This is a genomic window from Marivirga tractuosa (assembly GCF_042140215.1).
GTDB classification, from domain to species: domain Bacteria; phylum Bacteroidota; class Bacteroidia; order Cytophagales; family Cyclobacteriaceae; genus Marivirga; species Marivirga tractuosa_A.
The window spans coordinates 2937905-2951810 of sequence record NZ_CP159478.1; the positions used below are offsets into that span (position 1 = coordinate 2937905).

General features: G+C 32.3%; 16 protein-coding genes, 1 tRNA gene and 1 pseudogene. 7 read left to right on the forward strand and 11 right to left on the reverse strand.

What is annotated here, in order from left to right; all coding sequences use genetic code 11:
* Position 1 precedes the first annotated feature (1 nt).
* Both ABWH96_RS13260 and ABWH96_RS13265 read left to right on the forward strand, forming a co-directional pair.
* Entirely contained in the window at positions 2–250 is a 249-nt protein-coding gene (locus tag ABWH96_RS13260) for a hypothetical protein (RefSeq protein ID WP_375578011.1), read from the forward strand.
* A gap of 71 nt (positions 251–321) precedes the next feature.
* Complete coding sequence (locus tag ABWH96_RS13265; RefSeq protein ID WP_375578012.1) at positions 322–576, forward strand: hypothetical protein; 255 nt, start codon at positions 322–324, stop codon at positions 574–576.
* Positions 577–742: 166 nt separating this feature from the next.
* Here ABWH96_RS13265 and hflC read toward each other — a convergent pair whose 3' ends face one another.
* From hflC to ABWH96_RS13280, 3 genes are all read right to left on the reverse strand, one after another.
* Complete coding sequence (hflC, locus tag ABWH96_RS13270; RefSeq protein ID WP_375578013.1) at positions 743–1684, reverse strand: protease modulator HflC; 942 nt, start codon at positions 1682–1684, stop codon at positions 743–745.
* A 27-nt stretch (positions 1685–1711) separates the two neighbouring features.
* Positions 1712–2701 carry an FtsH protease activity modulator HflK gene (gene hflK / locus ABWH96_RS13275; protein WP_375578014.1) on the reverse strand — a complete coding sequence of 330 codons (990 nt, stop codon included), beginning with the start codon at positions 2699–2701 and terminating at the stop codon, positions 1712–1714.
* A gap of 69 nt (positions 2702–2770) precedes the next feature.
* A complete protein-coding gene (locus tag ABWH96_RS13280) occupies positions 2771–4240 on the reverse strand; it encodes a M20/M25/M40 family metallo-hydrolase (protein WP_375578015.1) in 1470 nt (489 codons plus the stop codon).
* Positions 4241–4321: 81 nt separating this feature from the next.
* On the opposite strand from ABWH96_RS13280, the gene ABWH96_RS13285 reads away from it, so the two are divergent.
* Positions 4322–4738, forward strand: coding sequence for a nucleoside deaminase (locus tag ABWH96_RS13285; protein ID WP_375578016.1), 417 nt, complete (start codon positions 4322–4324; stop codon positions 4736–4738).
* Between the two features lies 1 nt (position 4739).
* Here the strand turns inward: ABWH96_RS13285 and ABWH96_RS13290 are convergent, their stop codons facing one another.
* The 5 genes from ABWH96_RS13290 to ABWH96_RS13310 form a co-directional block, all read right to left on the reverse strand.
* Positions 4740–5348 (reverse strand): hypothetical protein, encoded by a 609-nt coding sequence (locus tag ABWH96_RS13290; RefSeq protein WP_375578017.1) that lies wholly within the window; start codon positions 5346–5348, stop codon positions 4740–4742.
* Positions 5348–6319: a YheT family hydrolase gene (locus ABWH96_RS13295; RefSeq protein ID WP_375578018.1), complete on the reverse strand. Its 972-nt coding sequence runs from the start codon at positions 6317–6319 to the stop codon at positions 5348–5350. The genes ABWH96_RS13290 and ABWH96_RS13295 overlap by 1 nt, the downstream gene beginning before the upstream one ends.
* Positions 6320–6438: 119 nt before the next feature.
* Positions 6439–6831 carry a hypothetical protein gene (locus ABWH96_RS13300; RefSeq protein ID WP_375578019.1) on the reverse strand — a complete coding sequence of 131 codons (393 nt, stop codon included), beginning with the start codon at positions 6829–6831 and terminating at the stop codon, positions 6439–6441.
* Between the two features lie 160 nt (positions 6832–6991).
* On the reverse strand, positions 6992–7669 hold the full coding sequence (locus ABWH96_RS13305) for a molecular chaperone DnaJ (RefSeq protein WP_375578020.1): 678 nt from the start codon (positions 7667–7669) through the stop codon (positions 6992–6994).
* A 90-nt stretch (positions 7670–7759) separates the two neighbouring features.
* Positions 7760–8149, reverse strand: a complete 390-nt coding sequence (locus ABWH96_RS13310; RefSeq protein ID WP_375578021.1) for an START-like domain-containing protein — start codon at positions 8147–8149, stop codon at positions 7760–7762.
* 166 nt (positions 8150–8315) lie between these two features.
* On the opposite strand from ABWH96_RS13310, the gene ABWH96_RS13315 reads away from it, so the two are divergent.
* Positions 8316–8392, forward strand: a tRNA-Met gene (locus tag ABWH96_RS13315).
* A 305-nt stretch (positions 8393–8697) separates the two neighbouring features.
* Here ABWH96_RS13315 and ABWH96_RS13320 read toward each other — a convergent pair.
* The 3 genes from ABWH96_RS13320 to ABWH96_RS13330 all read right to left on the reverse strand — a co-directional run bounded on the left by ABWH96_RS13320 (position 8698) and on the right by ABWH96_RS13330 (position 11079).
* Positions 8698–9291: a tetratricopeptide repeat protein gene (locus tag ABWH96_RS13320; protein WP_375578022.1), complete on the reverse strand. Its 594-nt coding sequence runs from the start codon at positions 9289–9291 to the stop codon at positions 8698–8700.
* Positions 9292–9365: 74 nt separating this feature from the next.
* Positions 9366–10217, reverse strand: coding sequence for a DUF3108 domain-containing protein (locus ABWH96_RS13325; RefSeq protein ID WP_375578023.1), 852 nt, complete (start codon positions 10215–10217; stop codon positions 9366–9368).
* Positions 10218–10263: 46 nt separating this feature from the next.
* Positions 10264–11079 carry a 2,3,4,5-tetrahydropyridine-2,6-dicarboxylate N-succinyltransferase gene (locus tag ABWH96_RS13330; protein ID WP_375578024.1) on the reverse strand — a complete coding sequence of 272 codons (816 nt, stop codon included), beginning with the start codon at positions 11077–11079 and terminating at the stop codon, positions 10264–10266.
* A gap of 22 nt (positions 11080–11101) precedes the next feature.
* On the opposite strand from ABWH96_RS13330, the gene ABWH96_RS13335 reads away from it, so the two are divergent.
* The 3 genes and pseudogenes from ABWH96_RS13335 to ABWH96_RS13345 all read left to right on the forward strand — a co-directional run.
* Complete coding sequence (locus tag ABWH96_RS13335; protein WP_375578025.1) at positions 11102–12232, forward strand: glycosyltransferase; 1131 nt, start codon at positions 11102–11104, stop codon at positions 12230–12232.
* A gap of 128 nt (positions 12233–12360) precedes the next feature.
* Entirely contained in the window at positions 12361–13023 is a 663-nt protein-coding gene (locus ABWH96_RS13340; RefSeq protein ID WP_308348133.1) for a metal-dependent transcriptional regulator, read from the forward strand.
* A gap of 94 nt (positions 13024–13117) precedes the next feature.
* Positions 13118–13828: pseudogene (locus tag ABWH96_RS13345) on the forward strand (metal ABC transporter solute-binding protein, Zn/Mn family); the annotation flags it as partial.
* Positions 13829–13906: the final 78 nt, after the last annotated feature.

A 13906-nucleotide genomic window follows, 5' to 3' on the forward strand; every position in this document is an offset into this window, starting at 1 on the left:
TATGACAAAAAGTACTGTAGAAGAGTTAAAGTTAGAATTAGAAAAGTCTAACAAAGAAATTAGACTTTTAAAATCAAAATATGAAAACCAAGTTGGGGAGCTAAAAAAAGAGGTTTCTTATTTGAAGGAACAATTAATGGCTCAACAAGATATGCTTAAGATGGCAGTAGAATATGCTGATAAGCTAGGAAAAGAGTTAAAAGGATTAAAAAAGAGAATAGACTCAGGTAATTTTCAAAGCATTCATTAACTGTTTTAAATGTTGCTCTAAAAATGTTACATTTCTTCAAACAATTTTGATAAACGGTAGATTACTATTTCATGAGTAAAATTCCAGAATCTTATTACTTTTATAAAGATCAATTAAGGAGAGCTAAAGAAGAAAAAGATAAACTTAAAAAAGAATATGAATCAAAAATTAATAGTTTAAATGATGAAATTTCTTTTTTAAAAGAACAAATACAATCTCAGCATACCATGATTGAACAATCAATTGAATATGTTATGAGACTTGAGCAACAAGTTAAAACTTTTGATTTAGAGCTTTCTACTGAAAAAAAAGATAAGCTTGATTAAATAAATAATATTTTACGGTTTATGACTAAAGCATCCATCAAAAGTGGATGCTTTTTTTTGTAGAATGAAATTGATTAAAATTAAGAGGAAATAAAAAGGCATCTGCAATAAAACATATGCCTTTTAAATATTAATATTTTGCTCCAAATAATTTTGGATATAAAATTTAATTCATCGATTTCAAATATTTATACAGATCACTATCAGTAGATAAAATGACTGTTGTCTGATCATTAAAAGTATTTTGAAAAGTTTCCATAGATTTTAGAAAAGAATAAAGTTCCCTTGATGCACTATTCTTATTATAAGCATTGGCGTAAATTGCTGCAGCTTCTGCATCAGCTTTACCTTTTATCTGTTCAGCCACTTTAAAAGCTTCAGATTGTATGCTTTTCAATTCTCTTTCTTTCTCACCATTAATACGTGAGGCTTCCCCCTGCCCTTCTGAACGAAATTTATCGGCTATTCTAAAACGCTCAGATTTCATTCTTTCATAAACTTGAGTTCTAACTTCCTCTACATAATTGATTCTTTTGAATCGAAAATCCAATATTTCAATTCCTAAATCCTGGGTCTGTAAATTAGCAGATTTTTGAATGTATTCCTGAATACTATCACGACCAACATTGATCTGGACTAAACTATCCTCTACGATTTCGCTTATTGCACCACTCGAGATTGGCGTTCTATTACTTGTTCTTACTGCTTCTTCCAAATAATTATTAGCAATAAAATCACGTGTTTCTCCATCTAAAATATCATCTAAACGAGACTGGGCACCACGCTCATTGGTCAAACGTTTAAAAAATTGAAGGGGATCTGTAATTTGCCAACGAGCATAAGTATCTACGAAAATAAACTTTTTATCTTTTGTTGGCACTTGATTAGGATCACCATCCCATTCTAAATATCGCTTATCAAAGAAATTGGCTGTTTGCACAAATGGGACTTTAAAATGAATTCCAGCATCTTTTACAGCCTCACCCACAGGCTTTCCAAATTGGGTAATGATAACTTGTTCCGATTCACGAACTATATATGCACTCTGAGCAATTACTATTAAAGCAACTACTACTATGACTAATATGGTTATTAATGATTTTTTCATATCTACTATTTCAATATTTTAAAATAATTACTGATTAATTTTTTTACCTGATTTTGTAGCCATATTTAACAATGGCAATACATTTCCTCCCTTTTCATCAGTAATGATTTTTTCTCCTAATTTAGGCACTACTTCCTGCATAGTTTCTAGATAAATCCTAGTTTTAGTAACACCTGGCGCTTTAATGTACTCAGTATAAAGCTCATTAAATCTAGCTACTTCCCCTTCAGAATTATTGACCCTTTCGGTTGCATAACCTTCTGCTTTTTGAATAGTCTCTTCGGCCTGTCCTCTTGCTTTAGGAATCACTTTATTATACTCAGATTTAGCTTGGTTAATCAAGGTTTCTTTTTCCTGCTGTGCTTCGTTAACAGCATTAAAAGCACCTCTAACTGGCTCAGGCGGAGTTACATCCTGCAATACCACTTGCTCAATCCTTACACCCAATTCGTAGTCGTTGGAAATCTCTTGAATTAATACCTTCAATTTTCCTGCAATCTCTGCTCTACCAACAGTTAGAACTTCATTTACTGTTCTATCCCCCACAATTTGCCTCATGCCAGATTCAGAAATATCTCTTAAAGTTTCTTCTGGGTTTCGTACCTTAAACAAGAAGTTATAAGGGTTATCAATTCTATATTGAACCACCCATTCTACATCTGCCAAGTTTAAGTCACCTGTTAGCATTAAGGACTCTCCTTCTGCACCACGCTTGCTAAAAGTAGATTGCACCCCAGCACTGGTTGTTCTAAAACCAAATTCTTGTTTTTGCTGACGCTCAACAGGAACTTTAGTCACTGATTCCACAAAAGGAATCTTAAAATTTAATCCAGACTCAAGGGTTCTGTTGTAAGCTCCTAATCGAGTTACCACCCCAACCTCTTCTGCCCCAACCTGAAAGAAAGTACTGATAACAGCTGTTAAAACTACTACCACCACTACGATCAAACGTATGTTTTTTACTATTTTTTGAAAGGACTCTTTGGCTTTGTCCCCATCAAATTCAAATTCTGCCATATTTTTGCTATTTTATTGGTTAATTGTTTTCTACTATATTATTAATTATTAATTACTAATTTTTAATTATCACTCTCCCCATTTCCACTCATTACCTAATTCTAGTTCTTCTCTAAGCCCTTGTTCAATCAAAAATTGTTTGGTTTGCTCGAAATCTAATTTTTTTGCTGGAATTTCTTCCTGATTAGCCAATTCCCATAAAAACATACCCCCGAAACGTACTGTGTTCTTCAAATGTTCTTCATTTACTAAATCAAAATCATCCCCATTAGAATGATAATAGCTGTAAACTTTCCTTTCAAGATTCCCAACTAATCCTACTACGGGAACACCTTCCATCATAAATGATTGATGATCACTATGAAGTCCCGCTCTATTCGCATTAGAATTTTCATAGCTAGAATCCACAGCTTTTATTTTATCACCTATTGCGTCAAACACTGGCATCATTTCTTCCCTACCAGTCGAATTAAATCCTTTTGGATTGCCGCTCATATCTATATTCATCATATAAGCTACATTGCCAAGTTCATCTTTATCAGCCAACATCTTTACCATTTCTTTAGACCCAAGTAGCCCTTGCTCCTCTCCCATGAACATTACAAACTTAATATTTCTCTTTGGTTGTAAATCAAGTGCTTTATATGTTCTTGCGATATCAAGTATAGCTGCTATTCCAATTCCATTATCAATAGCGCCAGTTGAAAGATCCCAGCTATCTAAATGGCCCCCTATAATTATATTTTCTTCTGTTTTTTCTTTAGCAGGAAGTGTAGCTATTACATTTCTTGATTTAATCATTTCACTGGTATTACTCATTTGAATATGAGAAACAATTTTTTCACCCTCTTTCAATTGATTTTTAAGCTCCATTCCTTTTTCATAACTAATGCAAATAGCAGGAATATCAATCAAGCTTCCAGTTACTGATGCTGTTCCCGTTAATAATACTCCACCAGGAACTTGATTTGTGATAATGATACCTTTAGCACCATATTCAATAGCTAAAGCTGTTTTTTCAGAACGATGGATATTTTTTAATCCTTCTGGACTTCCATCTAAAATCCCGATATATACTAATGCGATTTTACCTTTAACTTCATTCTTCAAACTATCGAAATCTGCTCTTAATCCATTATTCACATCAATAACCTCATGCTCTACATCTGCTGTAACAGGGGAATGCCCTAAAGAAACGACTTCTTCAACCTCTTCATTATTGATTTCTAGATGAACTGAATCACGAGCCCAAGCTTCTACCTCAAATTCATGATATTCCACATCTTCATAGCCATAAGATTTAAATAGCTCATAAGTATACTCTTCTGCTTCTGCCCCATTCTCAGAACCAGTTAAACGATGGCCTATTTCGGTAGTCATTTTTTCTAAGGTTGAATAAGCTTCACTATTCTTTTGAACTTCTTGGTTTATTGCACTTAAAACATTTTGATCCTCCTTTTGATTAGTATCACATGATATAATAAGGAAAATAGGTAAGATAAAAAATAGTAGTTTAATGGTTTTCTGTGTATTTTTCATTGTTATCGTTTTTGAAAATTGAAGTTAAGCAAATCTAAGCACAATATTGAAATTCTAATACTTGATATAAAATAAAAGCTTATGGATACGGAATTTTGGATGAAAATGGCGATTGATTTAGCCAAAGAAAGTAAAACACCTTTTGGTGCAGTATTGGTTGATCCTGAAGGTCAACATGTAAGTGGATATAATACTACTATTTTAGATGGAGCTGTAGCACATGCAGAAATAAATGCTCTTAATAAAATCAAGCAGTTGGATTATGATAGAGCGGAAGAATTAACACTAATCACCACAGTAGAACCTTGCCCAATGTGCATGTCAGCAATAATTTGGGCAGGTATTGGTGAGGTCATTTACGGATGCGATATTCCAACTGCCTCAAAATATGGGAATCAAATTAAAATTAGGGCAAAGGAAGTAGCCGCTGAATCTTGGTATGCACCCATAATAAATGGTGGATTTTTAGCTAAAGAATGTGAGGAATTGTTTAATTAGATTAAGGTTTAAGATAGTTTTTAAATCCTAAGAACTCTTCTAATTGATGTTCAGGCACCTTGTGGAGTTGTAATTGTTCGTAATAATCATAAAAAACAGCTTCCGTAACCTTCTCGCCCAATAAAAGCTTTAATAGATAACTCCTTTGGCAGAGCTTAAATAAATTAGGTGGTTTTTGAACCCTATTAAATATTACGTTAGTCAAATGATTTGACAAACTATTCAAATTAGATAACTCATCCAACCAACTAAATCCTTCCTTAACAAGAGCATTTTCTATTTCGGGTAAAATTTTTGAAAGCTCTATTTTATTTTGAATAAAATTCCTTTTTGGCATTCCTGAATAAATTTGGGATAAAGTTTCCCAATAGGTTAAACTGAGTTTTTCAGAATTCTGATTATGAAAACCAAATACAATTTCTTCAATCCTATCAATTTTGATTGCCAATTGAATTTCCAACATTAATCCATCTTCATAAGGTGTACTATTTAGTACAACTAATTTCCATCCTTCCTTGAAGGCTTGATGAAATGCATCATATCCCTCAATTTTAAAATACTGAAAGTCATTTAAAAAATTCTCTAAATTTCGAATGACTCTCTGCTTCATTAGGATCTATTTAAAATTTCATTAAAAAATGAGAAGGCTCTTTCCTCAGCATATGTATAGGCTTTTCCTTTTTGAATAAAACCTACATGTCCTCCATAATTTGTTAATTCTAATTCAATATTTTGATTACGCTCAGCTTCAGATTCAGGATAACAATCTCCAGTCAGCATTGGATCGTTTAACGCATTTAAAATGTAAGTAGGTATTTTAATATTTTTCAAATGCGGATAACATTGAACACTATCGTAAAAATCTTGAGCATCCTTATAACCAAATATTTTTGCACTGTAATGGGTATCAAATTCATGGAAATTAGAAAAACTTTGCCAGGGCTTAATCTCAATTAGATTCGGGTATTGTTCCTCTTTCTCTCTTAATTTGATATCCAGTTTTCGCATAAACCGATTTTGGTAAAATTTATTTTTCTTGAGCGCTAACATTCGGGAACTACTAGATAAATTGCATGGGACACTTACTGCCATTGCTGCTTTAATTTCAGTAGGTAGCTTATTTCCATTTTCACCGACATACTTTAAAGTGAGACTTCCGCCCATACTAAAACCAATCATCACAATTTCTTTATAACCTTCTTTTAGAGCTTTAGCTACCACTTCTTCTACATCTTGAGTAAATCCATGATGATAAAGAAACTCTCTGCGATTCATTTCTCCGCTACAGCTCCTACAATTCCATGCCAGGACATCCCAATTATTTTGACTAAATAATTTAGCTATACCCAAAATATAAGGTCGATCTGAACTTCCTTCCAATCCGTGAGAAGCTATAATAATTCTGGAATTATTATTTTTTACCCAATCAATATCCAAAAAATCACCATCTCTGGTTTCTATTCTTTCACGAGAATATTGAACCCCTTTTACTTTTCTTAAGGCACTTGGAAATATGGTTTCCATATGCTGATTAAATAAATAAAAAGGAGGCTTATATTGATTATTTTTGATTACTGGCATTCTAAATTATTTAATAAAAACGAAGATAATAAACACTTTCTTCCGCTTTATTTAAAAAGCATAAAAAAACCCGATTGTTTCCAATCGGGTAGTTAATATATTTTGCAAAGCTTTTAATTTTAAGCAGTAGCTGATTGCTTTGAAGTACTCATTTCATATTCATACAACCATTCTTGTCCAGCTTCTACTGAATCAAATAATTTCATTTTTCTACCTGTAGCGGCAATAATTGAATTTAAAATCAAAGTTGATAATTTACTTAGTCCACAAACAACAGTTGCTTTTGATTTAGGGTTATTCTTTTTTACGGTTTCTTTTATTTTGGACAAAAGCTCTTTGTTAAATCTAGCATTCGTAGCATTAACACAAGACAAAACTGATTTATCAGGAAATTCTGCAACCAATTTTTGAACAGCATCAAAGGTAGGGATGGCTTCTCCACCATTTGTGTTTTCTATATCGGTATAAACCATTTTAACCCCTTTATAATTAATAACTTTGCAATATGACATAATGAATTAATTTAATATTTTTTATCACTTATTTAATTTTTATTCAATTAAGTAATTATTTCATAAATAAAGAAATTTTAAGGATAATGAATTTTAAAAAAATAAAAAATTTAGATAAACAGCATAAAAATAAGGATAAAGACACTTAAAATATTAAGTATTAATTATGCTCAGTATGATTACAGATTACTTGAGTGCTTGTACGGCCTCCTCCCAAACAATTTGGGCAGTAAGTATATAATTCTTTTTCTCCTTCACATACAGGGCATTCATTAATACCTTTTCCATCACACTGATGACAGGTTTTATAACTTCGATTCCCCATAGCACCTAATTGAATTAAGACTCCATCGCCACTACAAGCAGTACATCCAACTTTACCTTTAGCTTCGCAATAATCACATTTCTTGAGTAGTTGCTTTTCACCATTACAGGTAGTACAAGTTTCTAACCTATATCCACTTAAATCACAGTATTGGCATGAAAGGCTTTTGTTTAGTTGAAGCTCTAATAGTTTTTTTAGTTCTTCAGCATTCTCATAATAGGTACCTGCTTTACCCATTATTTCAAAATATTTATCTAAAAAACTTTGGCTATTCTGGTACTGTCCTATCTCATATAAAGTTTTGGAAAACAAATAAGGCATCTCAGAAGGTAACTTAACACCTAATTTTAGAATTTTACGAAATTGGATATTAGCACTCTCATAATCTCCTTTTTGCATTGCGGACTGTGCATTTTCATAGTAGAAATTGAGCGTCTCCTTCTGGTTTTGGGCAAATGAAAATTCAAGTTTGAAGAGAGAAAAAGTAAATAGAATTAAGAAGAAATATTTCATTATATAATCAACAATAAATAAATTGGAGTAGTGGTAAATCTCTTACCTAAACGCACAAAAATAATAAAGATTCCTTAAAAATTAGAAATATTACCCTCCAACTATTTCTTTTAAATTATTAATTAACCCTTCCCATACTTCATACTGTTCTTGTTCATCTTCAAAATCTGAATAATCAACCACTTTTATGTACATAGATTGAGTGATTTCATTTTCATCCAAATGAATTTCAATGTAAGCTGGATCATCTTCCTCTCCTTCTTCAGGAAATTCAAATTTCACAAACTGATTAACTCGATGCCCCGCCATAATTGCTGGATGATCTTCTTCATCATAGATGAAATTATATTCTTTATCCTCATTTATATTTACATCATCAGCAAACCATTGAGACAAGCCGCTAGCAGTACTTATATAAGGATAAAGCATCTTTTTGGATGCGTTAATTTCGAAATCCCCTGTAAATTTTTTCAAACCCATAATCGCTTCTTTTTAATGGTTGATAAGTTATGATTAAAAATGATATATCACAATAAATTCTTTTTCATTTTTTTTGGAATATGAAATCATAATTCATTATGTTTGCACTCCAATTTCGGATACGCTATTAAATCAAACGGATTTAAAGCACTAAAAATTGTTTTATGGCGAGGTAGCTCAGTTGGTTAGAGCGCAGGATTCATAACCCTGAGGTCGGCAGTTCAAATCTGCTTCTCGCTACCATTTAAAGGCAACTTCGGTTGCCTTTTTTGTTACTACTTTTTTAGAATTTATTTAACTAGAACTATATAATTAAATAGATTTAAATTTATCATTTAATTAAAGAAATTCACTGAGTTGCTCAGTTGGTTAGAGCGCAGAATTCATATCCGCTAGCTACCGGACGGCATCAGCTGGTAAGCTGACAGGTAAATCTACTTCTTACCACTCTTTAATGGCAAGCAAAATTTTCTTTTTTGTTACTGCTTAAGCATAAAAAAAGGTGCTGAACTTATATCCAAAACCTTTTTCAAAATTATGATTTATAATCAATTACAATATTGATTATAAAAATCATCTGCTCCCTCATATCCTATATTTTTAGCCATTTGAATATCATTGCAAGCACCTGATTGACTTAAATGTAACTTCAATGCGCCTCTATAAAAAAATGCTTCAGCATTTTCCCTATCAGTATTTATGGCTATATTATAATATTCCATCGCCTCTTCTACCTTTCCTGATTTGTGAAAAGCTCTCGCCAAAAGAGTAGCAGACTTTGATGAATTTGTGTTTAGTTTATAGGCTTTTTCAAATTGAAAAGCTGCATTTTCGTAGTCTTTTTCTCTGTAATACTGCTTTCCATAGCTTAAATATGCACCTATATTTCTAGGGTTAATTTCAATAACTTTCTGAAAATCTTTTAAAGCTTTTTCATATTGGCCCGTTTCTTCATAAGCTCTTCCACGATTATAAATTGCAATTTCATGAGATGGCTTCATCTCCAAATGCTCATTATAAGCCTGAATTGCCTTTTTATATTCTCCCGAATTATAAAATTGATTTGCTTTTTCTAATTCATCCTGTTCTTCACAAGAAAATAAACAAATAGAAAATACAATTAGAATAGATAAATACTTCATTATTGGTTAATAAAAAATTAAAAATTCGAAATTAATTGAATTGGTCTGAAATAGCTAAATTTTAAGAAACATGATTAATTACTCATGTCAAAATTTATAGGATATTTGATATTGCGAAAAGAAGTGATTTCCAGCCCTCCTGAACCAACAGTAAGATCCGCATTGATTTTTAAAGGGATCTTATTTCCATCAGCCGAAAACCATGCTGATATCGAATTCTCACCGTCAAATATTTTTGTTTTAGGCATCACTGGAGTTACCTTATGCGCTCTTACTTTACCTATTGGAAGTTCAATTGTTTCATCTCCCAAATAAACAATTTCAAGATTGTAAAAAGTATCTTCGAAAAAAGCAGGAACTTTAATAGTATCATTTGGCATTAAAGTATCAAAATCAACTGATCTGAAATAAGCAAACCCACTAATCAGATCTCTAATTTGAGGTGGAAATTCATAATACATAGGTTCTCCATAGCTATCATCATTTTTACCTTTGCTTTTTACCTCAAGCATTTGGGAATTATGATCATAATTTACGAATTCGTTTTTCCTATAACCACCTTCTTTTATAAATCTATAAGCTTGATGAGGTACTAAAGAGGCTGTATCTATGTAACCACCCCAATGATCATCAATTTTAGCAACCCAATCTACCATTCCGGTAGTCTTCGCCCTTACATCTACTTTATAGGCTCCTCTATTATTTATTCTATAAGGATTCTTATGAACCTTAATTTGACCTTTCCCTACTGTTATAAAACTGTAATAGATTTTATATTCGATTTCCTCTCCTGCTTCAAAAGGAATATTTTCTATTACAGGAAAATCCTCTCGGGGAATTTCAGAATATAAATCCTCATAATTTTTCTGGCAAAAGGCAGATCCAATCAATAAACTGGAAAGGAAAAATAATATCAACTTCTTCATAAATAGACTTCTTCTCAAATAAAATGCCAAAACATTTTCTTAACGATTAAACCGCAACATTATTCTCTCTGAGTGCTGCATTTAAAGAGGTCTTTTTATCTGTACTTTCCTTACGTTTTCCAATTATTAAAGCACAAGGAACTTGGTATTCGCCAGCAGGAAATTTCTTAGTAAAAGATCCAGGAATCACAACAGATCTTTCAGGTACATAGCCAATATGTTCAACAGGTTTTTCACCCGTAACATCTATAATTTTTGAGCTTGCAGTTAAAGTAACATTAGCTCCTAAAACAGCTTCTTTTCCTATACGAACTCCTTCAACAATTATACATCTTGAACCTATAAAAGCATTGTCTTCAACTATAACAGGAGCGGCTTGTACTGGTTCCAAAACTCCACCAATTCCTACACCCCCACTTAGGTGAACATTCTTACCAATTTGTGCACAACTTCCTACCGTTGCCCAAGTATCAACCATTGTTCCGCTATCTACATAGGCTCCGATGTTTACGTAAGATGGCATCATTACAACCCCAGTATTTACGAAAGAACCATACCTTGCGATAGCATGTGGAACTACTCGAACTCCCAGTTTTTCATAACCTTTTTTAAGCTTTATTTTATCATGGAACTCAAAAGGGCCAACACTTATAGATTGCATTTTTTGAAGAGGGAAGTATAAAATCACTGCCTTCTTGATCCACTCATTCACTTTCCAATTTCCTTCACCATCTGGTTCAGCAACTCTAATTTTTCCATGGTCTAATTCTTCCACTACAGTCTTTACTGCAATCTGAGTATCTTTATCTTTTAACAATTCTCTATTGTCCCAAGCCTTTTCAATAAATTCTTTAAATTCCATTTTCTGTTTATATCTTTAATCTGTGGATGATAAAATAAAAATCTTAATTGCATCGGTTCTTAAACCAGCAGATGATGTTCGTTCTTGTTATAAGATTGGACAAACATTAGCGCAAACAAATAAATATGAGGTAAATATCATAGGCTTTGAATCAAAAAAGAAAGTTGAGAGTGAAAATATTTTTCTCCATCCGCTCTTTAAATTCAAAAGAAATTCATTTAAGAGATTAAAAGCTCCCTTTATTGTATTAAAAAAATACTTTGAATTAAAACCTCAACTCATTATAGTTAATACACCTGAATTACTGTGGGTTATGCATATAATCAAAATATTATTTGGCACTAAAATTATCTATGATATACAGGAAAATTATAATTTAAATATAAAGCAAAATCAAATATACAGTGTAATATCAAAATCACTAGCCTTATTCTATATTAGCATAAATGAAAGTCTTTCAAAACATCTTATAGATGGGTTTATTCTTGCAGAAGATATATATGAAAAACAGCTCAAATTCATACATAAAAAACCCTGTATCAAACTTTTAAACAAATCTTTAGAAGAAATTAAAAAGGGAATTAATTCTATTAAATTGACCAAATATGATTCTTTAAAATTCATATACAGTGGGACGATAGGAAAGGAATATGGAACACTAGAAGCAATTCAATTCTGTAAAAAGCTGTATAATATCAATTCAAAAATCACTTTAATAATTATCGGCTATTCACCTAATATTCAGTATCTTAAATTAGTTAAAGAAGCAATACGTAATGTTGAATATATTCAATTAAAAACTGATGGTAAGCCAATTCCACAGTCTGAAATTATTGCTGAAATCAATAATTCTGATATTGCATTACTACCCTATCAGTTAAATCCTAACATTTCTGGACGCTTCCCTACCAAGATATATGATTATCTGGCTTTGGGAATACCTATGGTTATCCCACCTCACGCTCAATGGAAAACATATCTTGATCAATATCAGGCTGGAATCTGTACAGAATTCAATAATCCAGATATTGAAAATTTTGTACAAGAATTATCATCGACAACTTTTTACACAGAAAGTCCTACAGATGAAATTCAATGGAAAAGCCAAGAGATGCTTTTAATAGAATTTACCAGAAAAATCATATCTAAATAATTATTTAGACTAATCTAATTTCAATAAAAAAGATTATTTAAAGTAAAATAATAGGCTTTTAAATAATTGTGAAAAATATTTTTAGATTAACCTAATTTTATTTTACCTTGCAGTAAATTTCAATATAAATGAAGAAACTTAGTTTTGCTGAGGAAAATTATTTAAAGGCAGTATACCATCTTTCCAATGCAGGGGAATTGGATGTTACCACCAACTCCATAGCAGAGGAAATGGATACAAAAGCTGCTTCAGTTTCGGATATGTTGAGGAGACTTTCCGAAAAAGAAATGGTGGTTTATAGAAAATACCAGGGAGTGAAAATTTCTGAAACAGGAAAAACTGCTGCCTTACAGGTGATCCGAAAACACAGACTTTGGGAAGTTTTTTTAGTAGAAAAATTAAAGTTTAACTGGGATCAAGTTCATGAAATAGCCGAGCAATTAGAACACATAAAGTCCCCCCTACTCATCCAAAGATTAGATGATTTTTTAGGGCATCCAAAATTCGATCCGCATGGTGATCCCATACCAGACGAAAATGGATTATTCAAAGAAAAGCCTCAAGTGCCTTTGGCCGAAGTTGAGGTTTCAGGTGACGGAATTGTAGTCGCAGTGAAAGATACCAACTCCATGTTTTTACAACATTTAGATCGTATCGGAATTTACCTTGGAGCCAAAACTAAAGTCACCGAAAAAGTTGAGTTTGACGGTTCGATGGAAATCCTCGTTGACGGAAAAAATAAATTATTCATCAGTAAAGAAGTAGCAGAAAATGTACTGGTCACACACTAAATTATTACTCTTCCTTTCTCTAATTATTTTCAGCTTTTCTTGCACAACAAAAGAAAAGAAAGAAGGGCAAACTTATATAGTTTGTACCACTGGTATGATCAAAGATGCGGTGGAAAATATAGTTGGAAATAAAGCCAATATTGAAGCCTTGATGGAACCGGGAGTTGACCCCCATTTATACAAGGCAACTCAAGGTGATTTGAAAAAATTACAGCAAGCTGATATCATCGTTTATAATGGTCTTTTCTTAGAAGGAAAAATGGGAGATGTGCTCCAAAAATTAAGCAATAAAAAAACGGTAATTGCCATGGCAGAATTACTCCCAAAAAATTCCTATATCAATAACACTGAATTTCAAGGAGCATTCGATCCTCACATTTGGTTTGATGTTAATTTATGGAAAAAAGCAGTTCAATTATTAAGCAAGGAATTAATAAAAAATGACAGCTTAAACCAATCTTTCTATAATCAGAATGCAAATAAATTTTCAGCTCAATTAGATAGTCTACATAAAGCAGTTCAATCTCAAATCAATTTAATCCCGGAAGATAAAAAAGTATTAGTAACTGCCCATGATGCTTTCGCCTATTTCGGCAGGGCTTATGTTGTTGATGTTAGAGGTCTACAAGGAATCTCTACCCTATCGGAATTTGGATTAAGAGATGTGAGTAATCTAGTAGACTTTATAGTTCAAAATGAAATTCCAGCTATTTATACCGAGACTTCCGTTTCAGAAAAGGCGATTAATGCCGTTTTGGAAGGATGTAAAAGTAAAGGACATGATGTAGTGATCGGTGGTAGCTTATATTCCGATGCTATGGGTGAAGAAGGAACATTTGAAGGCACCTACATTGGCATGGTTCGATTCCAATGTGGAAAAAAT